This is a genomic window from Leifsonia sp. PARNA 1/14, assembly GCF_055720965.1.
In genome coordinates, this window is record NZ_JBVQSP010000005.1 from 211896 (window position 1) to 235586 (window position 23691).

19 protein-coding genes are annotated in these 23691 nt (G+C 71.4%); 7 read left to right on the forward strand and 12 right to left on the reverse strand.

The features are described 5' to 3' along the window. Window positions 1-6: 6 nt before the first annotated feature. Entirely contained in the window at window positions 7-3318 is a 3312-nt protein-coding gene (locus AC0HS0_RS14690) for an ATP-dependent DNA helicase (protein WP_472964784.1), read from the reverse strand. Between the two features lie 31 nt (window positions 3319-3349). Further along, window positions 3350-6466 carry an ATP-dependent helicase gene (locus AC0HS0_RS14695; RefSeq protein WP_472964786.1) on the reverse strand — a complete coding sequence of 1039 codons (3117 nt, stop codon included), beginning with the start codon at window positions 6464-6466 and terminating at the stop codon, window positions 3350-3352. A 109-nt stretch (window positions 6467-6575) separates the two neighbouring features. Here AC0HS0_RS14695 and AC0HS0_RS14700 point away from each other — a divergent pair, with 109 nt between their 5' ends. Then, a complete protein-coding gene (locus AC0HS0_RS14700; protein ID WP_472964787.1) occupies window positions 6576-6800 on the forward strand; it encodes a DUF3107 domain-containing protein in 225 nt (74 codons plus the stop codon). Between the two features lie 10 nt (window positions 6801-6810). After that, window positions 6811-7113, forward strand: a complete 303-nt coding sequence (locus tag AC0HS0_RS14705; RefSeq protein ID WP_472964788.1) for a hypothetical protein — start codon at window positions 6811-6813, stop codon at window positions 7111-7113. A 38-nt stretch (window positions 7114-7151) separates the two neighbouring features. Here AC0HS0_RS14705 and AC0HS0_RS14710 read toward each other — a convergent pair whose 3' ends face one another. Next, window positions 7152-7892 carry a ferritin-like fold-containing protein gene (locus tag AC0HS0_RS14710; protein WP_472964790.1) on the reverse strand — a complete coding sequence of 247 codons (741 nt, stop codon included), beginning with the start codon at window positions 7890-7892 and terminating at the stop codon, window positions 7152-7154. 123 nt (window positions 7893-8015) lie between these two features. On the opposite strand from AC0HS0_RS14710, the gene AC0HS0_RS14715 reads away from it, so the two are divergent. Next, the gene (locus AC0HS0_RS14715; protein WP_472964791.1) at window positions 8016-9500 is read left to right on the forward strand and encodes a DEAD/DEAH box helicase; all 1485 of its coding nucleotides are present in this window, start codon (window positions 8016-8018) and stop codon (window positions 9498-9500) included. A 111-nt stretch (window positions 9501-9611) separates the two neighbouring features. On the opposite strand, the gene AC0HS0_RS14720 is transcribed toward AC0HS0_RS14715, so the two are convergent. From AC0HS0_RS14720 to AC0HS0_RS14730, 3 genes are all read right to left on the reverse strand, one after another. Next, window positions 9612-10766 (reverse strand): aggregation-promoting factor C-terminal-like domain-containing protein, encoded by a 1155-nt coding sequence (locus tag AC0HS0_RS14720; protein WP_472964792.1) that lies wholly within the window; start codon window positions 10764-10766, stop codon window positions 9612-9614. A 50-nt stretch (window positions 10767-10816) separates the two neighbouring features. Further along, window positions 10817-11683 carry a PHP domain-containing protein gene (locus AC0HS0_RS14725; protein ID WP_472964794.1) on the reverse strand — a complete coding sequence of 289 codons (867 nt, stop codon included), beginning with the start codon at window positions 11681-11683 and terminating at the stop codon, window positions 10817-10819. Between the two features lie 63 nt (window positions 11684-11746). Then, the gene (locus tag AC0HS0_RS14730; RefSeq protein WP_472964795.1) at window positions 11747-12820 is read right to left on the reverse strand and encodes a hypothetical protein; all 1074 of its coding nucleotides are present in this window, start codon (window positions 12818-12820) and stop codon (window positions 11747-11749) included. 212 nt (window positions 12821-13032) lie between these two features. Here AC0HS0_RS14730 and AC0HS0_RS14735 point away from each other — a divergent pair, with 212 nt between their 5' ends. Then, window positions 13033-14571 carry an aminopeptidase P N-terminal domain-containing protein gene (locus AC0HS0_RS14735; RefSeq protein ID WP_472964796.1) on the forward strand — a complete coding sequence of 513 codons (1539 nt, stop codon included), beginning with the start codon at window positions 13033-13035 and terminating at the stop codon, window positions 14569-14571. A 64-nt stretch (window positions 14572-14635) separates the two neighbouring features. On the opposite strand, the gene dhaK is transcribed toward AC0HS0_RS14735, so the two are convergent. The 6 genes from dhaK to AC0HS0_RS14765 all read right to left on the reverse strand — a co-directional run bounded on the left by dhaK (window position 14636) and on the right by AC0HS0_RS14765 (window position 20622). Continuing rightward, on the reverse strand, window positions 14636-15631 hold the full coding sequence (dhaK, locus tag AC0HS0_RS14740) for a dihydroxyacetone kinase subunit DhaK (RefSeq protein ID WP_472964797.1): 996 nt from the start codon (window positions 15629-15631) through the stop codon (window positions 14636-14638). Between the two features lie 56 nt (window positions 15632-15687). Then, on the reverse strand, window positions 15688-16332 hold the full coding sequence (dhaL, locus tag AC0HS0_RS14745; RefSeq protein ID WP_472964798.1) for a dihydroxyacetone kinase subunit DhaL: 645 nt from the start codon (window positions 16330-16332) through the stop codon (window positions 15688-15690). Window positions 16333-16370: 38 nt separating this feature from the next. Then, on the reverse strand, window positions 16371-17147 hold the full coding sequence (locus AC0HS0_RS14750) for an HAD-IA family hydrolase (protein ID WP_472964799.1): 777 nt from the start codon (window positions 17145-17147) through the stop codon (window positions 16371-16373). Between the two features lie 4 nt (window positions 17148-17151). Beyond that, complete coding sequence (locus tag AC0HS0_RS14755) at window positions 17152-18012, reverse strand: class II fructose-bisphosphate aldolase (RefSeq protein ID WP_472964800.1); 861 nt, start codon at window positions 18010-18012, stop codon at window positions 17152-17154. A gap of 121 nt (window positions 18013-18133) precedes the next feature. Then, a complete protein-coding gene (locus tag AC0HS0_RS14760) occupies window positions 18134-19954 on the reverse strand; it encodes an ATP-binding protein (RefSeq protein ID WP_472964801.1) in 1821 nt (606 codons plus the stop codon). Window positions 19955-20028: 74 nt separating this feature from the next. Further along, entirely contained in the window at window positions 20029-20622 is a 594-nt protein-coding gene (locus AC0HS0_RS14765) for a YflT domain-containing protein (RefSeq protein WP_472964803.1), read from the reverse strand. Between the two features lie 56 nt (window positions 20623-20678). On the opposite strand from AC0HS0_RS14765, the gene AC0HS0_RS14770 reads away from it, so the two are divergent. From AC0HS0_RS14770 to AC0HS0_RS14780, 3 genes are read left to right on the forward strand one after another with little or no spacing between them, the layout of a single operon-like run. After that, on the forward strand, window positions 20679-21992 hold the full coding sequence (locus tag AC0HS0_RS14770; RefSeq protein ID WP_235493448.1) for a magnesium transporter MgtE N-terminal domain-containing protein: 1314 nt from the start codon (window positions 20679-20681) through the stop codon (window positions 21990-21992). Then, window positions 21979-22518 carry a DUF1003 domain-containing protein gene (locus AC0HS0_RS14775; protein WP_472964804.1) on the forward strand — a complete coding sequence of 180 codons (540 nt, stop codon included), beginning with the start codon at window positions 21979-21981 and terminating at the stop codon, window positions 22516-22518. Before AC0HS0_RS14770 ends, AC0HS0_RS14775 begins: the two co-directional genes overlap by 14 nt. Then, window positions 22511-23674 (forward strand): Mrp/NBP35 family ATP-binding protein, encoded by a 1164-nt coding sequence (locus tag AC0HS0_RS14780; RefSeq protein WP_472964805.1) that lies wholly within the window; start codon window positions 22511-22513, stop codon window positions 23672-23674. Before AC0HS0_RS14775 ends, AC0HS0_RS14780 begins: the two co-directional genes overlap by 8 nt. The last annotated feature ends 17 nt before the right edge of the window (window positions 23675-23691 follow it).

The window sequence follows — 23691 nt, forward strand, 5'->3', positions numbered from 1 at the left end:
GGCGCGTCAGCGGGTCGCGGACGACCACAGGTCCGCGAGCTCGGACTCCGAGTACAGGCGGCGCGGGCGGATGACGCGGTCGTCGGCCACGAAGTAGAAGACCGCGTCGATCCGGGCGGGATCGATGCCCGTGTGGCGGGCGTACGCGAGACGGTACAGCGCGAGCTGGAGCTGTTTGCGTTCCAGGTCGTCGTCGTCCCGCGGCGCCTTGCCGGTCTTCCAGTCCACGATCTGGACGTCGTGCTCGCCGTCGCCCTCCACCGCGTACACGGCGTCGAGCTTGCACACCACGACCTGTCCGGCCAGCGTCACATGAATCTCCAGCTCGACCTCCTGCGGCGCCTTGGAGGCCCACTCGCTCGACGCGAACGTCGCCTGCAGCTCCGTCAGCGCCTCGGCGCCGAGCAACTCGCCCGCCGGGTCGTCCAGCTCGGTCGCTGCCGAGTCGAGCTCATCAGACGCACCCCCGGGGACGCCATAGCGCTCCTCCACCCAGCGGTGGAACAGCGTGCCGAGCCGGGTCTGCCGATAGGGCCGCTCGGGCATCGGTCGCCGCAACTGCGCCGCCACACCGGCCGGATCGCTCACGAAGTCCTTGAACCGCGACGCCGGGATGCGCGTCGGCAGCTCGACGAGCCCGTCTTCGGCCTCGCGGCGGGCACGCTCGGCCAGCAGCAGGTCGACATCCAGGGCGTACACCCCTCCGTCGCCCGGGCCCCGCTCCCGGGCGGAGCGCACGGCCTCCGCCGCGGCCTCCACCCGGTTGCGTCGCGGGCCGAGCGGGTCGAGCGGCCACAGCACTGCGCGCGACTCAGGCGCGAGCGGGTTCTCGTCGGGCTCGTCGCAGGGCGGGAACGCGTCGGCGGGCAGGAGCCCCGCCTGCTGCAGTTCGAGCAGATACGCGCCAGGACCACGCGGGCGCGACTGCGTCGACCAGTACGAGCCGCTCAGCAGGAGGCTCTCGCGCGCCCGCGTCACGGCTACGTAGATCAGGCGCCGCTGCTCGTCGAGGTGACGGCTGACGTTGGCGGCCTCGAACGTGGAGATCGCCTCGTCGACCTGCTTCTGATCCTCCGCAGTGCGCCACGGCAGCACGGGCAGCTCAGCCGAGTCGCCACGGAACTCGTTGGGCAGCTGGCCGAACGTCAGCCAGCCGCGCTTGCTCTGCGGCGGCCCCGGCAGCTCGCCGTCGACCAGTCGCGGCACTGCGACGATGTCCCACTCGAGGCCCTTGGCACCGTGGATCGTGAGGATCTGCACCGTGCCCGGCTCGGCGTCGTCGCTGCGCGGCGCGAGGTTGTCGCGCTGTTCGGCCTCGGCCAGCCAGGCGAGAAAGGAGCCCAGCGTCGCGCGGTCGTCGCTGGCGAGGTAAGAGGCGACCTGCTCCGCGAAGGCGTCGAGGGAGGCCTGGCCGAGCTGCGCCGACTCGTTCGCCGCCACCTCGATGTCGAGCCGCAGCTCCTGCTGCACGAGCGTGACCAGGTCGAGGAGGTCGAGACCCGCCCGCGAACGCAGCTGGTCGAGCTGCCGCCCCGCCGCGCGCAGGCGCTCCAGCCCCACGGCGCTGAACGCCGACAGCTGACCGTGACCGTCCGGCGCCTCGACGACGAAATCGAGCGCGTCGACCAGGGAGGCCGATTCCTCCGCCACCACCGAGCCCCGCAGTCGTTCGCGGACCTCCGGGTCGAGGGTCTGGAAGCGATGGTCGCGGGCCGCGAGCCAGCTCGCGACCCGGCGCAGTGCAGCGATGTCGCGCGGGCCCACCCGCCAGCGCGCCCCGGTCAGCAGCCGGATCAGCTCGGAGCCGGCCGTCGGGTCGTGCATGACCCGCAGTGCGCTCACCAGGTCGGCGACCACCGGCTGCTCCAGGAGGCCGCCGAGACCGAGCACGTGGTACGGGACGCCCCGCTCGGCGAGCGCGCCGGTGAACGCGTCGATCTTCTTGATCGACCGGCAGAGAAGGGCGGCGGACGGCGGCAAACCGGTGCCATCGCGCTGGGTCAGCCCGGCGCGCAGCCATTCGGCGATCGCCGCGGCCTCGTCCTCGACGGTCTGCTCGAAGACGTGGTCGAGCTCTCCGGCGACCGCGCCCGGGCGCGGCTGCAGCAGTTCGACGTGCACCGGCGATCCGGCCGAGAGCGGCGCGACGAGCGCGTTCGCAGCGTCGAGCACGCGCGTCGGATTGCGCCAGCTGGTGCTCAGCGCGTAGGACGCCGCACCGTCTCTGCTGCCGGCGAAGTCAAGGGGGAACCGGCCGAGGTTGGCGGCGCTCGCACCGCGCCAGCCGTAGATCGACTGGTGCGGGTCGCCGACAGCCATCACGGCCTGCCCCGCGAACAGCGCGGCGAGGAGGCGGGTCTGCACGACCGAGGTGTCTTGGTACTCGTCGAGGAGCACGACGCGATATCGGCGGCGGTAGTCGTCGACAACGGACGGGATCCGCTCGCAGACCGACAGCGCGAGGGCGACCTGGTCGGAGTACTCGACGAACCCGCGGCGGCGCTTTTCGTCTGCGAACCGCTCGGCGAGGTCGAGCAGCGGAGGCAGGGAGCCCACCGCTGCGACGGCCGTCCGCACCGAGGCGTACGCGTCTTTCACCCGGCCGCTGCCGGTCGGGAGTTCGAGCAGCCGGCCGAAGCCCTCGACCATGCGGTGCACGTCGCGCGCGTCGGCCACGTTCTCGCTCAGTGCCCTGCTGAGCTCGAGCACTGCGGTGGTGACCGCGTCGACGCTCTTGTCGAGTTCGACCAGCCGGTCGTCCGAGCTCGCGACGACCGTGCGGCGTGCCAGCTGCCAGGCCGACGCCTCGCTCAGCACGGCCGACTCGGGCTCGCGCCCGATGAGCAGCGCGTTCTCGCGGAAGATGGCGTTGGCGAAGGCGTTGTAGGTGGCGATCTCAGGGGCGTCGAACGGATCGAAGACCACATCGGTGAGCCCTGAGGCGGCGAGCTGCTCGATGCGGCGCCGCACGCGCTCGGCGAGCTCTCCCGCCGCCTTGCGCGTGAACGTCAGCCCGAGGATCTCCGGCACCTGCACGAGCCCGTTGGCGAGCAGCCAGACCACCCGGTTCGCCATCGTCTCGGTCTTGCCGCTGCCGGCGCCTGCGACCACGATCGCGGGCGCGAGCGGAGCCTCGATCACCGCCTCCTGCTGCGGAGTGGGGCGCGGAAGGCCCAGCGCCTCGGCGATCTCCGCCGCACTCAGCCGTCGGGCCGGGCGGGCGGGCTCCGGCTCGGTGGAGGCCGCGGCGAACGCCAGCTCGACGAGGTCGAGGCCCGGCTGCTCGTCGGCGAGGTCGAGGAGTCCGTCGTCGTTCACTTCTGCCGCCCCTTCAGGCGCTGCCGCCCTTTCACGCGCTGACCGCCGGAACCAGGTGGATGCGATACCCGTACGCGGCGTGCGGGTCCCGGTCGCCGAGGTCGACCACGCCCGCGAAGGTCGCGCCGGCCATGCCCTCCGCGGCGGCGGCGACGCGCTCCTCCAACCGGCGCAGCGCCTCCTCGTCGACGCGTTCCTGCACGACCTCCCGGTAAGCCTTGCCGCGGACGCCTTTGGCGACGAAGAGCAGCTTGGCGCCTCCGGGAGGCCGCTCGCCGGCCTCGACGGCGCCGTGCTCCAATGCGAGCTGGTACGCGCCGAGCTGGGCGTGGGAGGCCGTCTCGGCGGCACTCGGAACGCTCCTGCCCGTCTTCAGGTCGACGATCACGACGGCGCCGTCGGGTGTCTCCTCGACCCGGTCGATCTTGCCGCTGATCCGCGCGCGCCCGAGGTCGAGCTCGAAGGCGCCCTCGGAGCCGAGCAGACGGCCTCCGGCGCGCCGGAAGTCACGCAGGTACTCCGAGACGCCCGCGACCAGTCCACGCGTGCGGCGGCGTTCGCGCTCCTCGATCCACGGCGACTCGAACTGCAGCTGGGTCCAGCGACGCTCGATGCCGGCCCACAGCGCGTCCACGTCGGTCTCGACGCTGTCGTCGCCCGCCGCGCTCGCCTCCTCCAGCACGGCGTGCACCACCGTTCCGATGCCGGCCGCAAGCCCGCTCGGCGACGCGGCCATCTCATCGACGAACCACACCAACGGCGACTTCTCGAACGTGCCGAGGCGCGACGGAGACACCTTCACCACGGCCTCGGCGTCGTCGAGGTCCACCAGCGGCTCGGTCGTCGACGGCTCCACGAGCCCGTACCAGTCTGCGGGATCCGCGCCCTCGACACCGGCGTCCGCCAGGCGCGCCAGGGCGTCGGCGGCGTCGGGCGACCCGGTCGTCACCAGCCGGCGGCGCAACCGGCCGACCATGCCGCGCAGCGAGAGCGGGTGGATGCCGGGGTCGTCGTCGTCGACGGCGAGCTCGGCGGCCAGCCGCAGGAACGGCGACGGCTGCTCGTCGTCGTTGGCGGTCGCGGTCAGCAGCACCTGCCTGCGCGCACGGGAGACGGCGAGGGCGAACATCCGCAGCTCGTCTCCGAGCACCTCCGCTCGCTCGTCGGCGCTCTCAGGGACGCGCCCGGCGAGGGCGTCGTCGAGCTCCTGCGGGTGCAGGAGCGAACCGCGCAGCCGCAGGTTGGGCCACACGCTCTCCTGGAGGCCGGCGACCGCGACCACCTCGAACTCGCGACCCACCGTGGCACTCGGCGTGCAGACGAGGACGGCGTCGCCGGTGGTGCGCGCTGCGAGCGTGTCCTCCGGCACCTCGGCGCCGAGCAGCTCGATGACGAAGTCGGCGGCGGGCCGCTCGGGCGACCGTTCGACGAAGCGCCGGGCGGCGGTGAACAGCGCCACGACGCCGTCGAGGTGCCGGTCGGCCTCGTCTGCGACGATGCCCGAGCGCTCCGACTGCTCCAGCCAGCGCGCGGAGAGGCCGCTGCGCTCCCAGGCGTGCCAGAGCAGCTCCTCGACCGTCGCCCCGGCCGCGGCCTTCTCTCGGCAGCCGCGCAGCGTCTCGGCGAGCCGCGTCGCGCGCCGGGCGGGCGACGAGTCGATGGTCGCGAAGTGGGCGGGAGTGGCGAGAGCCTCCACCAGGAGGTCGTCGCCCGGCCGGTTGCCATCGCCGGCGAGCTCCTCCTGGCGCAGCGCGAGGCGCAGCCGCCGCAGGCTGACCGCGTCGAGCCCGCCGAACGGACCGAGCAGCAGCTCGGTCGCGACCTCCGGAGTCAGCGGCTCGGCGCCCAGCGCGACACCCGCGATCGTGACGAGCTGGCGCGCCGCGTAATCGTCGCGCAGCGGCCGGCCCGCGATGCTGGTGGTCGTCGGGACCTCGGCGACGGCCAGCGATCGAGCGAGGCCGGGAATGTGCGCGCCCGACCGCACGACGACGGCCATGCTGCTCCACGGCACGCCGTCGATGAGCCGGCGCTCGCGCAGCAGACGGGCCAGGCGGGCCGCCTCGGCGGGCGCGGACGACGCGCGCACGACGACGACCTCGGGTCCGGCGTCCTCCGCCGGCTGCCGCGCAGGCGCCGCGACCCGGTGCACACCCGCCGCCGCGGCGCCGATGCGGTCGGTGACGCGGGAGGTCAGCTGGCGCAGCACGGGTGTCTGCCGATGGGCGGTGCCCAGCACGACGCGGGTGACGGGCACGCCGAGGCGTGTGCCGAGCTGGCCGAGGGCGGACACCTCCGCTCCGCGGAAAGTGGTGGAGGCGACGTCGGGGTCGCCGAACGCGATCACCGCGATGCCGCGAGCGGCGACGGCCCGCAGGAGCGCGATCGTGGCGACCGTGGCCTCCTGGAGATCGTCGACGAAAAGTGCACGCAACCCGTCGAGCGAGCTGCCCCCGCGCACGACCGGCACGGCGGAGGCGATCAGCTCCGCGGAGTCGACGTAGCCGCCCCGGAAGCTGTCGAGCACCGTCTGGTATTCGGCGATGAACCGGGAGGCCGCCCGCCACTCGTCTCGCCCGGTGATGGCGCCGAGCTCGGCCAGGCGCGCCGGCGACACGCCGCGCTCCGCGCAACGGCCGATGAGTTCGCGGAGCTCGGTTCGGAAGCCGCGCAGGATGCGCACCTCGGGGCCGAGCGAGGCCGGCCAGACCGGCCCTGTGCCGTCTTCGAGGTGCCCGCTCAGCAGCTCGGCGATGATCTGGTCCTGGTCGCCTCCGGTCAGCAGTCGCGGCGGCTCCCAGCCGTTCCGCTTCGCCTGCTCGCCCACCAGCTGGAACGCGAGCGACGTGACCGTGCGCGCCAGCGGGCCGGGCGTGGGCACGCCCAGCCGCAGCGCGATGCCGTCGCGCAGGGCCGTCGCCGAGGCCCGCGACGCGCTCAGCGCCAGCACCTCGGAAGCCTCGTAGCCGCGCTCGTGCACGCGCTCGGCCATCGCCTCCACGAGAACGGAGGTCTTGCCGGTGCCCGGCGCGCCGAGCACCGCAGCCGACACACCGTCGGGGAGCTCGAGGACCTCCTGCTGCGCCGGGTCGAGAGCGAGGACCCGGTCGGCATCGTCGATGCGCGGTCGGAAACCTCGGGCTGTCATGTCCTTCACGGTATCGGCGTCCGCCGACAGAGAACGCGACCGGGCCCCGCGAGCCGTGTGCCGTAGTCTGAACTCGCAACCGCCGGTCTGATTCGAAAGGCACAATCCCGTGGAGATCCGCATCGGAATCGTCAACGCCCCCCGAGAGCTCAGCTTCGAGTCGGCCCAGTCGGCCGAGGAGCTCACCGAGCAGATCCAGGCCGGCCTCACCAGCGGCACCGGCATCCTCAGGCTCGCTGACGACAAGGGCCGCGTCTACATCGTGCCCACCGCCGGCATCGCGTACGTGGAGGTCGGCACCGAGGAGTCGCGCCGCATCGGCTTCGTCGGCTAGATTCCCGACCGTGGAACTGCTCTTCGTCGCGCTCGCCGGCGCCATCCTCGGCCTCGGCGCCCGGTACCTCCTGCCCCACCGTCACACGCACGGCTCCGTGCTCATCCCGGCACTCGGGGTGAGCGCAACATGCGTCCTCTGGGTCGCCCTCACCTGGGCCGGCCTCAAGTGGAACGGCGGCTGGATCTGGTGGATCACCCTGCTCGGCACCGCGGCGATCGTCGTGGTGGCCGACCTCGTCATCGGGCGGGTGCGCACGAGCCACGACGAGAAGCTCCTGCACACGCTCGCCCGGGGCGCCGTCGCCCGCTGACCGCGCCGTAATGGCAACGGAGGAGATCCTCCGCGCCGTCAGGCCGTCAGGCCCAGCGCATCCATCCGGCGCGTGTGAGCTGCGATCAGCTCGGTGAAGATCGGCTCGATGCGCTCGTCGTCCGCCGCACGATTGCCCGACAGGTGGAGGGCCGAGCGAGCGACGAGCAGCGTGTCGCCCACCAGCCGGCGGCCCCACATGGCCAGTCGGGATCCGAGCTGCGGGTCGGCCTCGATCTCGCCGCGCAGCACCTGCAGCAGACCTTCCTGGCCGGAGTCCGAGCCGAGCAACTGGGCCACGCGCGGCCCGACATCGCCGGGCAGGCCGGCCGCCAGCCGGATGAAGAAGTCGTCGAGCAGGCCGCCCGTCATCAGCGCGGCGAGCAGGGTCTCCCGCCAGTCGGCGCCGATCAGCAGGGCACGGAAGCCCTCGATCTCGTCGGCGAACGGCCGCATGACCGCGGAGGGCTCGTCGCCGCGCCGGCGGATCTCGGCCACGATGCCCTGGTGCTTCGACAGCGCCAGGCCCGCGGCGACCGCGACGGCTTCCTTCGCGCGCAACGCGTCGACGCTCTTCGCCCCCGGCGCGTCGGTGTCGGCGGCGACCCTCGACAGGGTCTGGAACTGCTCCAGCTGCAGGTAGGCCGCCTGGCCCAGGTAGGGCAGGAGGTCGGGCATCACGTCGTGCAGGTCGACGCGCACTGACGGCTGCCGCGGAGCGCGCGGAGCGAGGCGGGGAAGCTCGACCGCGGGCCGGCGTCTGGTGAACCAGGTTGACACGTACAGCAGTGTAACGGGGAGGTCCACTAAGCTTGTGGTGCCGTCGGCGCAGGATCGACGGCCCTGCGCCTGCGAAGAGAGACAGGGCGTGGACTCACTTTTCGACCGACAGGCAACATTTACGTGACTTTCTCCGAACTCAATATCGACCAGGACATGGTGGACGCCCTAGCAAGCAAGGGCATCGTCGAGCCATTCCCCATCCAGTCGCAGACCATCCCGCTCGCCCTCGACGGCCAGGACATCATCGGCCAGGCCAAGACGGGCACCGGCAAGACCTTCGGCTTCGGCCTCCCGATCATCCAGCGGCTCGGCCTCGACCCCGCTCCCGGAGTTCAGGCACTCGTCGTGGTCCCCACCCGCGAGCTCGCCGTGCAGGTCTACGAAGACCTCGAGCAGGCCGCCTCCAACCGTCCCACCACCGTCACCGCCATCTACGGCGGCAAGGCGTACGAGGGGCAGATCGCCCAGCTCAAGGCGGGCGCGCAGATCGTCGTCGGCACCCCCGGCCGTCTGCTCGACCTCGCGGGCCAGCGCCTCCTCAACCTCTCGAACGTTCGTGAGATGGTGCTCGACGAGGCCGACAAGATGCTCGACCTCGGCTTCCTCTCCGACATCGAGAAGCTGTTCGCGCAGACCCCGGCGACCCGGCACACGATGCTCTTCTCGGCCACCATGCCCGGCCCGATCGTGGCCCTGGCGCGCCGGTTCATGACGCGTCCGATCCACATCCGGGCGACCGACCCCGACGAGGGCCAGGTGCAGGCCAACATCAAGCACCTCATCTACCGCGCCCACTCGCTCGACAAAGACGAGGTGGTCGCCCGCATCCTCCAGGCCGAGGGCCGTGGCAAGACCGTCATCTTCACGCGCACCAAGCGCGCGGCGGCCAAGCTCATGGAGGAGCTGGGCGACCGGGGCTTCAACACGGCCGCCGTTCACGGAGACCTCAACCAGGAGCAGCGCGAACGCGCCATGGCCGCGTTCAAGGCCGGCAAGAAGGACGTCCTGATCGCGACCGACGTGGCCGCGCGCGGCATCGACGTCGACGACGTGACCCACGTCATCAACCACACCATCCCCGACGACGAGAAGACCTATCTGCACCGCGCCGGCCGCACCGGGCGCGCGGGCAAGACCGGTGTCGCCGTCACGTTCGTGGACTGGGAGGACCTGCACAAGTGGGCCCTCATCAACCGCGCCCTCGAGTTCGGCCAGCCGGAGCCGACGGAGACCTACTCGTCGTCGCCGCACCTCTACAGCGACCTCAGCATCCCGGAGGGCGCGAAGGGCCGGCTCAAGTCGACCCCCGCGGTCAAGGCTCCCGAGAACCAGGACGGCGCCCGCCGTGACTCGACCGGGCCCGCCAACCAGGGCGAGGGCCGTTCGCGCAACCGTCGCCGCCGCACCCGCTCGGGCGCGGCCTCCGGCGGCGAGGGCTCGACGGCCACAGCCCCCGCGTCCGCCCCGAGCGACGGCGGTGAGCAGAAGGCGCCCGCCGCCGGCACGCACGACGGCGGCGGCTCGCAGCACCGCGACGGCAACAGCGCGCCGCGCCGGCGTCGCCGTCGCTCGCGCGGCGGCTCGCCCGCGACTCCCGCGAGCTGAGGTCCTCGCGAGCTCACGCAGCCGCACCGAACTGACACGACACGCCGCCTGCCGTCACCGGCAGGCGGCGTGTTCTGTCGACTGGAGGAGGTCAGCCCGTCGACAGCCGGATCAGTACCAGTTGGGGTCGTGGCTCATCTCGAAGTTCCACGCCGCGCACGGCGACCCGTAGGCGCGGTTGATGTAGTCCAGCCCCCAGTTCACCTGCGTGTTCTGGTTCGTCATCCAGTCGGAGCCGGCGGTGGCCATCTTGCTGGCCGGCAGCGACTGCGGGATGCCGTAGGCACCGCTCGAGCTGTTGTACGCGTCTGCGCGCCAGCCCGACTCGTGGTTCCAGAGCTTGATCAAGCAGCCCATCTGGTCCTGGCCCCAGCCGAACGCGCCCAGCCGGCTGGAGGCGTACGCCTGAGCCGCGGCCGGGTCGACGTTCATCCCGGGCGGAGGCGCGAAGCCGTCGGAGCCTCCCCCGCTGTTGGCCGCCTGCTTGGCGGCCTCGGCGGCGGCGACGCCCGCTGCGTACTGCTGCTCCACCGACGCCTCGGTGTTCTGCAACGATGCCAGCTGCGCGTACAGCGTGTTCGCGTGCTGCTTCTGGTCGGCCAGCTGCGCGTCGGCCGCCGCCTTGGCCGCTGTCGCCACCTGGAGCGCCTTCTGCGCGTCCTTGTCGAGCTGGTCGCGGATCTTCTGCGCCGCGTTCGCCTGCTCGCTGAGCGCCGCCGCGGCGTTCTTCTGCGCCGCCGCTTGGGCGAACAGGCTGGAGGCCTGGTCGGCCAGCTTGGACACCGCGCCGAGCTGATAGAGCAGGGAAGGATGGGAGCCGGTCGTCGCGGCGGAGCCGGGCGACCCTGCGCCACCGAGGAAGAGCCGGATCGACACGTCGGAAGTTCCAGAGCGCGTGAGCTGCGCGGCGAACTTTCCGCTCTGGGCGCGGAGTTCTTCGGCCTTCGCCGCGGCCGCCTGCGCCTGCTGGGCGATGTCCTGCGCCTTTGCCGTCGCCGACTTCAGGGCGGCCTCCGCCTGCCCGTACTCGCCGAGGCGCTTCACAGCCAGGTCGCCCGCGGCGTTCGCAGCGGTCTGCAGGGAGGCGAGCAGACCGTTGATGCGGTCCACCTCCGCCTGCGCCGCCGCGGCGTTCGCCTTGGCCGCCTGCACGTCGTCCCAGGAGGGGTAGTTGTCCGCGTTCGCGGGGGCCGCGCCTCCGGCCACCGTCAGCGCGCAGACGAGCGCCGCTACCGTGATCGAAGACGTCCAGACTCGCCGAGCCACTCGAACCTCGCTTCCCGATCCCCGCGGACCAGGCTAACGGCAGGTTCCGCTCAGACGTAGAAAGGGGCCGCGCCTGTCGCTTCTTCGATCATGCGGTCGACGACGGCCGGATCGGTCGTGTTCTCGCCAAGCCGGTTCGGCTTTCCGGCGCCGTGGTAGTCGCTGGAACCGGTGATCGCCAGGCCGTACTTCTCGGCGTAGCGGCGCAGCTCGGCCACTCCCTCCGGCCGGTTCTCGCGGTGGTCGAGCTCCAGCCCGAACAGGCCGGCGTCGACCAGCCTCCGGAGTCGCTGCTCGGGGATGACGCCCCTGCTGCTCGTCGCCGGGTGCGCCAGGACGGGCACGCCTCCCGCGCCGCGGATCAGGCGGACCCCGGTCATCGGATCGGGGGCGTAGTGCGGCTGGAAGTAGCCGCTGCGCCAGTGCAGGATACCCGCGAACGCCGCGCTGCGGTCTTCGGCGAGGCCCCGGGCGACGAGGGCGTCGGCGATGTGCGGCCGGCCGACCGTGGCGCCCTCTGTGGCCTGCGCGAGCACGTCGTCCCAGGTGACGTCGTAGTCTTCGGCGATGCGGCGCACCATGTCCTCCGCGCGGCGCATGCGGCCCTCGCGGATGCGCAGCGTCTCGGCGACGAGGGCGTCGTCCGCCGGGTCGAACAGGTAACCGAGCATGTGGACGCTGGCGAACTCGACGCGTGTCGACAATTCCATGCCCGGAATCACCGTCACGCCGACCCCCGCGCCGGCGGCGGCGGCAGCGGCCCACCCGGCTGTCGAGTCGTGGTCGGTGAGCGCGACCGTGCCCAGCCCCGCGACGGCCGCGGCGCGCACGAGCTCGGCGGGGGTCTCCGTGCCGTCCGACACGCTGGAGTGCGTGTGGAGGTCGACGGGCCCGCGGAACCGTCGCTCTGCAGCCATGCCCTCCATCCTAGGAGTTGACGGCCGACCGGCTTCGTCCATGCGCTACGCCGCCCGGCGCGCTCACAGCGGCGGCGGAGGTGCGGTAGCCAGTTGGGTGAAGAGGAACCACTGCAGGGGACTGTTGACGCACGGCGCCAGCGACAGTGTCGCGTCTGTCGTCGATGCGGTCAGGCAGAGCCCCGACTGGTCGGCGACGAGCTGGTACGTGTTCGTCCCCGTGATCTGCGACTCCCACACCTGGCCGGGATTCGACGGATCCCGTGTCTCGCTCGTGAGCGTCCCGTCGGTGTTCACCTGGAGCACACGGTCGGCCGCTGTGCCGCCCAGCCGCACGGCGACGCTGTGTGTGTCGATCTGGCTCATTGCGAGTCGTTGGCTCGCGTTGGCGTTCGATGCCGGCGGCGAAAGGCAGGGCTCAGTACCGACCACGCTGCCCGGTGGGGCGTCGATGCCGCCATTCACGCCGATGCAGGTGGCGGTCTGGCCCGTCGGACTGACACTGAACCAGAAATTGCTCGTCATCCGGAAGAGCCCGATGCTGAGCGACCGGTACGTCGCGGTCCGAGTCGTCGCGATCGCTGAGTAGGCACCGGCGGTGAGCGTCGCGTCGACCGAAATCGCGAAGGGGCCCGTGAGGGTGTTCGTGGCAGCCTGCTGCCTGTCGACGAAGGAGGTCCTCAGGCAGATCTGCTGCGTGGTCGCCGGCATCACCGTGACGGCGGGCATCGTCAGCCCGGGAACCCACCCACCGACGACGGCATCGGGTGGCGCGACAGCGGCCGTGTCACACGTCGTGCCCCCTGCGACGGGCCAGGCGACGAGAACGGCGTTGTTCCGGATCGCATTGCCCGACGCCGAACGGAACTGCACCACGATCTGACCCGGGACGGGCGAGCTGGCGGGCATCCCGTTCGTCACACTCGCGGCATAGGTCACCGAGATCGCGTCGTTGGTGAAGGTCTGGTCGCTGACCGGAGCAATGCTGATCGAGACCCCGACGGTCACTCTGCCCGTAGCCGTGACGTGCGCGGTCCACGTCGCGAATGCGGCGCCTCCTCCCGACGCACCGAGCAGAAAGGCCACCAGAGCCACGATCGAGACCAGCGCGCCCTTTCGCGAAGACGTACTCATCATGCGACTCGCGCTCCTCTCTGCGCCGCGGCCGTCAGATCGATATCCGTTATCGTGACACCCCGCCCACCGTCGCCCTCCGGCACCGACGTCGTCGTGCGTGGCGGGACGGCGGTGCGCGCGCAGTAGATCCACCCGCGATTCACCCGCTCACCCTCGCGGTCGCCCGGAGGCGGCGGGTGTCACGCTCGCCCGGGTGGGGAAGAATAGTGCGCATGTCGTCCGAGAATCCCACAGCACCTGCCACGACCGACCCGAATGCCCCGAGCGAGACGGAACCCCCGCGCGCGACCGCGAACCGGTCCACGACGCCCGGATCCGACGCGTTCCGCGACTACATCGCGGGCAACTGGGCGGAGCGTCCGGAGGTCGTCCCCAGCCCTCGCGAGCAGGCGGCCTACGCCGCGGCACGCCGCGCGCGCGTGTCGGAGCTGTACCCGGGGCGCCGACTGATCATCCCCGCCGGGCGGCTCAAGCAGCGCTCCAACGACACCGATTTCCCCTTCCGGGCGCACTCCGCCTTCACGCACCTCACCGGCTGGGGCTCCGACGCCGAGCCGGGCAGCGTCCTCGTGCTGGAGCCGACGCGCTCCGGCCACGAGGCGACCCTCTATTTCCGCGAGCGGGCGGGCCGCGACTCGGACGAGTTCTACGCCAACCCCGAGATCGGCGAGTTCTGGATCGGGCCACGCCCGTCGCTCGCGCAGGTCGCCGGCGACCTCGACCTCCCGACCCGCGGCATCGCCGACGTGGAAGCCGTTCTCGACGCGGTCGACGCCTCCACTCTCGTGCTGCGCGAGGCCGACCCCGAGCTGACCGACCGCGTCGACGCCACGCGCCTGGTCCTCGCCGCCGAGGCGGGGTCCGATCTCGACCCGGAAGACCACGGCGACGACGACGCGCTCGCTCGCGACCTGTCCGAGTTGCGCCTGGTCAAGGACGCCTTCGAGGTCGCGGAGCTGCGTGCGGCCATCGCGGCGACCGCGGCCGGTTTCGACGACGTGATCGGCGACCTCGCCCGCATCGTCGCGCACCCCCGCGGCGAGCGCCTCGTGGAGGGGGTCTTCAACGGCCGCGCCCGCGCGGACGGCAACGCGGTCGGCTACGACACCATCGCCGCCAGCGGCCCGCACGCCTGCATCCTGCACTGGACCCGCAACGACGGCCCCGTGGTGCCGGGTGACCTCATCCTGCTCGACGCGGGCGTGGAGGTCGACAGCTACTACACGGCCGATATCACCCGGACGTTCCCCATCGACGGAACCTTCACCGAGACCCAGCGACTGGTCTACGAGACGGTGAGGGAGGCCGCGGACGCCGCGTTCGCGATCGTGCGCCCCGGCATCCGATTCCGCGAGATCCACGCGACCGCGATGGCCGTGATCGCCCGACGCACCGCCGAGTGGGGACTGCTCCCGGTGACCGCCGAGGAGGCGCTGCAGGCCGACAACCAGCACCACCGGCGGTACATGGTGCACGGCACCAGCCACCACCTCGGGCTCGACGTGCACGACTGCGCGCAGGCCCGGCGCGAGATGTACCTCGACGGCGTGCTGGAGCCCGGCATGGTCTTCACGATCGAGCCGGGGCTCTACTTCCAGCCCGACGACCTGACGGTGCCGGAGCCGTTCCGCGGCATCGGCGTGCGCATCGAAGACAACATCCTCGTCACGGCCGACGGCGCCGAGAACCTCTCGATCGCCCTCCCCCGCACCGCCGACGACGTGGAGGCCTGGGTCCGGCGCCTGAGCTGATGCCGAAGGGCACGCAAACGCCCCTAAAACGAGTTTCAGGGCGTTTACGTGCCCTTCGAGCCGCTTAGAAGATGCGCAGCGCGATCTCGGCGGGGGCGGCGAGGAGGCTCTCGATCTCGTCGTCGAGGCGGACGAGCGTGATCGACGCACCGGCCATGTCGAGTGAGGTGCAGTACTCCCCCACGTAGCTGCGGCCGACGGTGATGCCCTTCGCGGCGAGCTGCTCGTGCGCGTGCCCGTACGCGATGTAGAGCTCGCTGATCGGGGTGCCACCGAGACCGTTCACCATGAGCGCGACCCGATCACCGCGCTCGAACGGCAGGTCGGCGACCACCGGGTCGAGCAGGATGTCGACGAGGGCGTCCGACGGCTCGATCTTCGCGCGCCTCCGCCCGGGCTCGCCGTGGATGCCGACGCCGATCTCGATCTCGTCGTCGCCGAGCTCGAACAGCGGCGATCCCTTCGCCGGCGGTGTGCAGGCCGTGAGCGCAAGGCCCATCGTACGGGTGACGGAGTTGACCTTCTCGCCGATCCTGACCACCTCGTCGAGGTCGGCGCCGGCCTCGGACGCCGCGCCGACGGCTTTCATGACGAAGAAGTTGCCGGCGACGCCGCGGCGGCCCACCGTATACGTGGAGTCCTGCACGGCGACGTCGTCGTCGATGAACAGCGTCCGGACGTTCACGCCGTCTGCAAGGCTCATCTCCTGCGCCATGTCGAACGCCATCTTGTCGCCGGTGTAGTTGTTCACCAGCAGCAGGACGCCCTTCGGCGACGCGAGCAGCTTGGTCGTCTCGTAGACGTAGTCCATAGGCGGCGCCGCGAACACGTCGCCAGGGCAGGCGCCGTCGAGCATCCCCTTGCCGACGGTCATCACGTGAGCCGGCTCGTGCCCGGAGCCGGAGCCCTGGATGATCGAGACCTTGTCGTCGCGCGGGGCGTCCGCACGCATGATGAGGTTGTACTCCGGCACGTAGCGCAGGGTGTCCGGGTTGGCGAGGGCGATGCCCTTCAGCATGTCGGGGACGTACTTCAGGGGATCGTTGACGAACTTCTTCATGGGGACTGCTCCTTCGGGTGTGGGGTTCGTGGAACGTGTGTGCCGGCTCCGGTCGGTCAGGCGCGCGGGCGGTCGGGCCACGCGGGTGCGAGTCGTTCGAGGATGACCGCCACTGCGACGGCGCCCGGATCAGGCGAGCCGATGCTGCGCTCGCCCGTGTAGGCGGCGCGGCCGCGCATGGCCTGCATGGTGACGGTCGCGTCGGCGGCCTCGCGCGCAGACACGGCGGCCGCCGCGACGATGTCGTCGCTGCCGGTGCCGGCCCGCACCCCTGACTCGATGGTGTCGGTCATCGGCACGAGCGCGTCGAGGAGGGTCTTGTCCCCGACGTCCGCGTTGCCGCGGGCTTTGATGCCGTCGATGGCCGAACGCAGCATCGCGACCGCGTCCTCCCCGCTCAGCGTGTCCTTGCCTTTGGAGACCGTCGCCGCGCGGAGGAACGCCGTGCCCCAGATCGGCCCGGATGTTCCGCCGATGCGGCTGGTGATCGCCACGGCGACCTTCTGCAGGAAGGTGCCGATGTCGCTCCGGTCGTAGCCGTCCCAGTCCGCCAGGACGATCTCGAAGCCCCGGGCGAGCGAGAAACCGAAGTCGCCGTCGCCGACGACCGAGTCGAGGTCGCCGAACGCCTTCTCGTTGTCGACGGCCGTCTGCGCGATCGTGCGCACCACGAACTCCACGTCGTCGAAGCTCTGGGTCATGTCCACTCCTTGCCTGCTCGCCTGCCTGCGTCGTGCTTTCAGGGCCGAGGACGGTGCAGGACCGCCACGAAGTCCTGGAGTTCCACCAGCGGTCCGGGCTCCACGCCGGCCGGTGCGGCCAGCACCTCGGCGGGGTCGCCGGCATCGCCGAGCGAGGTCACCACGAGGGAGGCTCCCCCGAAGTCCTCGTCGGCGGTGTAGGCGCTCACCGTGACGAGAGTCCGCAGGCCCGCGTCGACGGCCGCCCGAACTCCGTTGCCGCTGTCTTCCACCACGACCGCGTCGTCCGCCCCGATGCCGAGGTGGTCGAGCGCCAGAAGGTAGATGTCGGGCGCGGGTTTCTTGTGGGCGACGATATCGCCAGCGAACACCGCGAACCGTTCCGCCAGCGCCTCTCCGACCGCGTGCACGAGGACGGCGCGCACGGACGGCTCGGCCGAGGTGGAGGCCACCGCCAGCGTCCAGTCGGCGTCCGCGGCCTCCTGGGCGATCCGCGCGATCCCCGGCCGCGGCGGCAGCGCCCCCGATGCCACCAGCTCCGTGTAGATGGCCGTCTTGCGCTTGTGCCACTCGGCCAGCAGCGCACGCTGCCCCTCTTCGTCGGCCGGGAGGCCGTTCGCGGCGACGAACTCGGGCGTGAGGATGCTGGCCATCCGCTCCTTGCCTCCGCCGATCAGCACTTTCTGCCGGTAGTCGTCGTCGCTCCAGTGCACCGGCACCCCGAACTCGGCGAAGGTCTGGTTGAACGCCGGAAGGTGCCCGTTGCGCTCGGTGTCGGCCAGCACGCCGTCGCAGTCGAAGATCAGCGCGGGCATCCGGTCACCACGCCTTGCCTGCGCTGCCGAACGTCGCGGCGAGTCCGGTCGTCAGGTCGACGATGTGCTGCCGCACGTCACGGAACAGGGACGGCGGGTCCCATTTGTCCGCGGCTTCCGCGCCTTTCAGGAAGGCGAGGCTCGATTTCATGAACTCGATCTTGAGGGCTGTCGAGATGTTCACCTTGGCGCAGCCGCGCGCGATCAGGTCGTGGAATTGCGCGTCCGTCATCCCGCTGCCGCCGTGCAACGCGATCGGCACGCCGGTCGCCTCCACCAACTCGGTGACTCGCTCGAAATCGAGCTCGGGCGTCGCCGAGTAGACACCGTGGGCGTTGCCGATCGACGGTGCGAAGACGTCGACGCCGGTCTCCCGGATGAAGGTCACGGCCGTCTCCAGGCTCTGTCTGCGCGGTTCGGTGTCGGCGCCGATGCCGTCCTCGACGCCCTTGATCGCCTCGATCTCGCCCTCGACGTGCGCGTCGTGCCGACGGGCCTCGGCGACCACCTCGACCGTCTGCCGCTGGTTCTCCTCGACCGTGAGGGTAGAGGCGTCGAACAGCACCGAGTTCCAGCCTCGGTCGAGGCACTCGGTGATGACCGCCCGCTCCGGGCAGTGGTCGAGGTGCAGCGTCACGGGCACCTCGATGCCGGCCGTCATCGCCTCCCACATCGTGAACAGCACGTCCGAGCCGATCGACTTGACCGTCTTGACCGAAGTCTGCACGATCACCGGCGACCGCGCCTCGACCGCGCCGGCCAGCACGGCCTCCAGCGTGAGATCGTTGACGATGTTGATCGCGGGGACGCCGTAGCGGCCCTCGAACGCCCTGTCGACGATCTCCTTCAGCGATACCACGGGCATGACCGACCTCCTCGTCCACCGGCAGGCTAAGGTGCCGCGGTCCAGCAGCGACACGGGAGGATCCCCCATCCGCCGGGTAGGGATTCCCCGCCCCGGGCTGCCAGGCCGCCCCGGCTGCTGCTCAGCGCCGGCCTGAGGCGAGGCCGGCCAGCGCCGTGCGGTTCGCCGCACCCGTCTTGCGCAGCAGCGCCCCGACATGCTTCTCGACCGTCTTCACCGAGATGTGCAGCTCGGCCGCGATGGCCTTGTCCGTCATCCCCTGCTCCACAAGGGTGCGCACCTCCCGCTCGCGGGCGGTGAGCGGCTCGGGGCCACCGGTGAGCGAGACCGAGAACCGGCTCAGGATCTCGGGGCTGAGCAGGAGGTCGCCCCGCGCGGCCGCGACCACGGCCCGGGCGATCGACGCGGGCTCCGCGCTGAGCTCGACGAAGCCGGCGGCTCCGACCCCCGTCGCGCCGAGCAGCCGATCGTCGGCGATCGATCCGATCAGCAGCACCACTCGCGCCTCGTCGTCCACTGCCCGGAGATGAGAGGTCAGCTGAGTGCCGTCGATGTGCGGCAGGTCGAGATCGGAGAGCACGACATCGGGGCGCAACAGATCGAACGCCTCCATCGCCGCCTCGGCGTCGCCGACCTCCGCGACGACCTGGATGTCGGGCTCCGCCAGTGCCAGTGAGCGCACGAGTCCCGAACGGATCAGCGGGCTGGCGTGCACGATCAGCAGCCGCCACCGCGAACGGTCGGGCCCTGGTGCCGTCGCGGCGACGGGCAGTTCGGCGCGCACCCGCGTGCCCCACTGCGGCGTGGACTCCACGTGCACGCTGCCGCCGAGATGCTCCGCGCGGGCGGCGAGCCCCTGCAGGCCCAGGCCGCGCAGCGGGCGGTTCGGCGGCCGGCTGAGGCCGGTCACGTCGAAGCCGCGCCCGTCGTCCTCGATCAGCGCCGTGACCTCGTGTTCGCCGTAGACGATCCCCACCCGTACCCGATGCGCCGACGCATGCTCGACGGCGTTCGTGAGCGACTCCTGCACGATCCGGAACAGCTGCCGGACCGTCTCCGGCGCAAGCGTGCCGGGCTCGCCGACGATCACCAGCCGGGTGCTGAGCCCAGCGGCCGACTCCGCCCAGGCGAGCTCAAGGGAGATCGCCTCGCTGAGCGATCGGCCGTCCAGCTGCTCAGGGCCGAGACCAAGCACCGTGCGCTGCGTCTCGCTCAGCGCCGAGCGGGCGGCGTGACGCGCTTGTGCGAGCGCCTCCCCGGCCGGCTCTCCCGCCGCGAGACGACGTTCCGCCTCGTCGAGCCGGAGGAGGATGTCGGCCAGCCCGCGTCCCACGGTGTCGTGCACGTCACGCACCACCCGATCGCGCTCGCCGGCGACCGCGGCCTCCCGCGACCGTTCGGCCGCCACGGCGTGCAGGCGGGCATTGGTGATGGCGATGGCCGCGTGCGCGGCGAAGCGCTCGACCAGGGAGGCCTCCTCCGGAGTGAAGCGCCGCCCTGCCTCCCGGCTGAAGACCACGACCGCACCGATGATGGCGTCGTTCCAGCGGATCGGCACCCCGATCGTCGCGTGCAGGAGGTCGCGATCGGCCCCCTGGATGTGGCCGCCGCGCACCTGCGCGTACTCGTCGAACAGGACGGTCGAGCGGGCGCGCACGACCTCCCCGGTCACGCCTTCGTCGAGCGGGAACGTCGTGCCCGACTGGCAGCCGACACCGAGGTCGACGTCTTTGCGGTACGACCCGGACGCCTCATCGACGGTGCAGATCGACCCGCTGTCGCAGTCGAGCAGCTCGAGCGTGTGGCGCAGGATGCGCTCCAGCAGAGGTCCGGGCGCGAAGTGGCCCGCCAAGTCCTCCGCCATCGCGGCGAGGGAGTCGAACTGCGCGCGTAGCGCCGCCTCCGAGGCGGGCGCTGCGGTTCTCGGGTTCTCGGGTTCCATGCTGTCCTCAGCGACATCTTGCGCCCGAGCGTCCCTGCTGCGCCACCCATCGGCTGGCGGCCCTTCGAATCGTCTCAGGCGGGCGGTGCCGGCGGGAGCCCGTCGTCGCCGGCGGGCGGAGCGGGCGGCGGGTCGGACGGATGCTGCGGCTGCGCCCAGCCTCCCGGCGCCGGGGCGATGTCGGGCTCCCCACCGAGGAGGTTGCGCGCACGGTTGACGAGATCGGGGTCGACCAGCACCGAGTAGCTCGTGGCGATCACCTGCATCACCGAGGTGTAATCGCGGCGCCGCCGGTTGATCGCGTAGGACACGACGCCGAACAGCATGCCGAATCCGGCGCCGATGAGCACCGCCGCGATCACGAAGGCGTAGCTCACGGTCGGCGAGAAGATGAGCAGCAGGAGCCCGAAGAAGATTCCGAGCCAGGCTCCGGAGGCCGCACCCGCCAGCGCGACGCGGCCCCAGGTCAGCTTTCCGGTGACCCGCTCGACGCTCTTGAGGTCGCTGCCGACGATCGACACCTTGTCGACGGGGAAGTCGGCGCGGGCCAGGACGTCCACGGCCTGCTGCGCGTCGAGGTAGGTCTCGTAGGTGGCCACGACCTCTCCCCGCGGCATCGTCGGGAAGAGCATCCGGTTTCGTCCGCCGAGCGGGCTGGGAGTGGTCATGCTCCATTGTCCCATCCTCACCGTCCGCCCGACCGGTAGGGCTTAAGTTATTAGTCGTGAGCACCCGCATCTTCGTCGCCCGACTGGCCGGCACCAGCGTGTTCGATCCGGTCGGCGACCGGGTCGGGCGCGTCCGCGACGTCCTGGTCGTGTACCGCAAGGACGATCCGCCCAGCGTCGTAGGTCTCATCGTGGAGATCCCGGGCAAGCGGCGTGTGTTCCTCTCGATCGGGCGCGTCACCAGCATCTCGAGCGGGCAGATCATCACCAACGGCCTGATCAACGTTCGCCGCTTCGAGCAGCGCGGCGGTGAGGTGCGGGTCATAGCCGAACTGCTGGGCCGCAAGGTGGTCTTCACCGACGGCACCGGTGAGGCGACCATCGAGGATGTCGCGATCGAGGAGTCCGACACCGGCGAGTGGGCGGTCAGCCAGCTCTTCGTGCGCCGGCCCAAGACCGGCTCCTCCCCGTTCGGCAAAGGCCCGACCACCTTCGCGACCTGGAACGAGGTGCGCGAGAAGCAGGCACGCGGTGAGGCGCAGTCGGCCGAGCAGCTGATCGCGACCTACTCGGAGCTCAAGCCCGCCGACCTCGCGAACACCCTGCTCGACCTCCCGCAGCAGCGCATGCTGGAGGTCGCCGAGGAGCTCCCCGACGACCGCCTGGCCGACGTGCTGGAGGAGATGCCCGAGAGCGAGCAGGTGCAGATCCTCTCCCAGCTCGACGACGATCGCGCCGCCGACGTGCTCGATCAGATGCAGCCCGACGATGCCGCCGACCTGATCGCTCAACTCTCGGACGAGCGCGGGGAGCACCTCCTGGAGCTCATGGAGCCGGAGGAGGCGGACGACGTCCGCATGCTCCTCACCTACGCGCCGGAGACCGCGGGCGGCCTGATGACGACCGAGCCGATCATCGTGTCCGCCGACGCCACCGTCGCGGAGGGCCTCGCTCTGATCCGCCGGCACGAGCTCGCCCCCGCGCTCGGGGCCGCGGTGTGCGTCACGCTGCCGCCGTACGAGGCGCCCACCGGGCGGTTCCTCGGCATCGTGCATTTCCAGCGGATGCTGCGCTACCCGCCGCACGTCCGCCTCGGCACGCTCCTCGACCCCAGCCTGGAGCCCGTGACCGCCGACACCTCGGCGGCCGAGGTGTCACGCATCCTCGCCAGCTACAACCTCGTCTCGGTCCCGGTCGTCGACGAGAAGCATCGGCTCGTCGGGGTGGTGACCATCGACGACATCCTCGACTACCTGCTCCCCGACGACTGGCGAAGTCAAGACGAGGACGAGCCCGTGAAGGCCCCGTCCGACGAGACCGGCAGTATCCGCATCGTGAACGGAAGGAGGGGCGGAAGTGGCACGAGGTAGGCAGGACGCGAGCCTGGACGCCCCGAAGGGTCTCCGCACGTCGGTGATCCCCCGGCGCGACCCGGTGGAGCAGAGCGACCGGTTCGGCCGGTTCACGGAGTGGATCGCCCGCGCGATGGGCACGCCCTGGTTCGTACTGGGGCTGACCGTGTTCGTCCTGGCGTGGATGCTCTGGAACACGCTCGCCCCGAATGCGTGGCGGTTCGACTCGGCCGCGCTCGGATTCATCGCACTGACGCTGGTGCTGTCGCTCCAGGCCTCGTACGCCGCTCCGCTGATCCTGCTCGCGCAGAACCGGCAGGACGACCGCGACCGCGTGCAGATCGAGCAGGACCGCCAGCGCGCGGAGCGCAACCTCGCAGACACCGAGTACCTGGCGAGGGAGGTCGTCGCGCTCCGCCTGGCGGTCAAGGACATGGCAACCAAGGACTTCATCCGCGCCGAGCTGCGCGCGCTGCTGGAGGATCTCGAGAAAGGCGACCCCGACCAGATCGGCACAGGCGAGGGCGGACGCGCGCGTGCCTGAGACCGATCCCGCCGGCTCCGACCTGGCACAGCTCGTCCGGCGCGCGCTGGGCGGCGTGCTCGATCCTGAGATCCGCAAACCGGTCACCGAGCTCGACATGATCGGCGGCGTGGAGGTCGATGCGGCCGGCCATGCGACCGTACGGGTCAAGCTCACGATCGTCGGCTGTCCCGCCGCCGACGCGATCGAGCGCGACGTGCGCGCCGCGACCTCCGCCGTGCCCGGCGTCACCGCCGTGACGGTGGACGTCTCTGTGATGTCGCCCGCCGAGCGCGCGGCGCTCACCGAGAAGCTGCGTGGCGGCCGCGCGGCCCGAGCACAGCAGTTCGGCCCGGATTCGCTGACCCGCATCTACGCCGTCACCAGCGGCAAAGGCGGAGTGGGCAAGTCCACGATCACCGCGAATCTCGCCGTCGCCCTCGCCGAGCGCGGCTTGCGGGTCGGTGTCGTGGACGCCGATGTGCACGGTTTCTCGGTGCCCGGCCTCCTCGGCCTGACCGACGACGACGGCGTCGCGGTGCGGCCCACCCGCGTGGACGACATGATCCTGCCTCCGGTGGCGTACGGCGTGAAGGTGATCTCGATCGGGATGTTCGTCGACTCGGCCTCCGCCGCCGTCGCCTGGCGCGGCCCGATGCTGCACCGGACCATCCAGCAGTTCCTCGGCGACGTGTTCTTCGGCGATCTCGACGTGCTGCTGCTCGACCTGCCGCCGGGGACGGGCGATGTGGCGATCTCGGTCGGGCAGCTGCTGCCGCAGGCCGAGGTGCTGGTGGTGACCACACCGCAGCCGGCGGCGGCCGACGTCGCGGAGCGCAGCGGTGTGGTCGCCCGACAGACGGGCCAGCGGATCGTCGGCGTCGTGGAGAACATGGCGGGACTCGCTCAGCCCGACGGCAGCGTGCTGGAGCTGTTCGGTTCCGGCGGCGGCGCGGAGGTAGCGCGTCGGCTCAGTGCGGGCCAGGAGGAGCCGGTGCCGCTGCTCGCGAGCGTGCCGCTCAGCGTGTCCCTGCGCGCGGGTGGCGACGCGGGGGCGCCCATCGTGGTCACCGACCCGCAGGACTCGGCTGCCGTCGCCATCCGCGCCGTGGCGGCCGGTCTCGCCGTGCGCCCGCGCGACCTCCCCGGCCGCAAGCTGCCGCTCTCGACCCGCTGAGCGGCAGCGTCGCCGCC

What these genes read in the sequence shown, in the direction of transcription:
- AC0HS0_RS14695 (WP_472964786.1), bottom strand. Translation starts at nt 6,466, where the DNA reads ATGACAGCCCGAGGTTTCCGACCGCGCATCGACGATGCCGACCGGGTC.
- AC0HS0_RS14725 (WP_472964794.1), bottom strand. Translation starts at nt 11,683, where the DNA reads ATGGCTGCAGAGCGACGGTTCCGCGGGCCCGTCGACCTCCACACGCAC.
- AC0HS0_RS14730 (WP_472964795.1), bottom strand. Translation starts at nt 12,820, where the DNA reads ATGATGAGTACGTCTTCGCGAAAGGGCGCGCTGGTCTCGATCGTGGCT.
- AC0HS0_RS14735 (WP_472964796.1), top strand. Translation starts at nt 13,033, where the DNA reads ATGTCGTCCGAGAATCCCACAGCACCTGCCACGACCGACCCGAATGCC.
- dhaK (WP_472964797.1), bottom strand. Translation starts at nt 15,631, where the DNA reads ATGAAGAAGTTCGTCAACGATCCCCTGAAGTACGTCCCCGACATGCTG.
- dhaL (WP_472964798.1), bottom strand. Translation starts at nt 16,332, where the DNA reads ATGACCCAGAGCTTCGACGACGTGGAGTTCGTGGTGCGCACGATCGCG.
- AC0HS0_RS14750 (WP_472964799.1), bottom strand. Translation starts at nt 17,147, where the DNA reads ATGCCCGCGCTGATCTTCGACTGCGACGGCGTGCTGGCCGACACCGAG.
- AC0HS0_RS14755 (WP_472964800.1), bottom strand. Translation starts at nt 18,012, where the DNA reads ATGCCCGTGGTATCGCTGAAGGAGATCGTCGACAGGGCGTTCGAGGGC.
- AC0HS0_RS14760 (WP_472964801.1), bottom strand. Translation starts at nt 19,954, where the DNA reads ATGGAACCCGAGAACCCGAGAACCGCAGCGCCCGCCTCGGAGGCGGCG.
- AC0HS0_RS14765 (WP_472964803.1), bottom strand. Translation starts at nt 20,622, where the DNA reads ATGACCACTCCCAGCCCGCTCGGCGGACGAAACCGGATGCTCTTCCCG.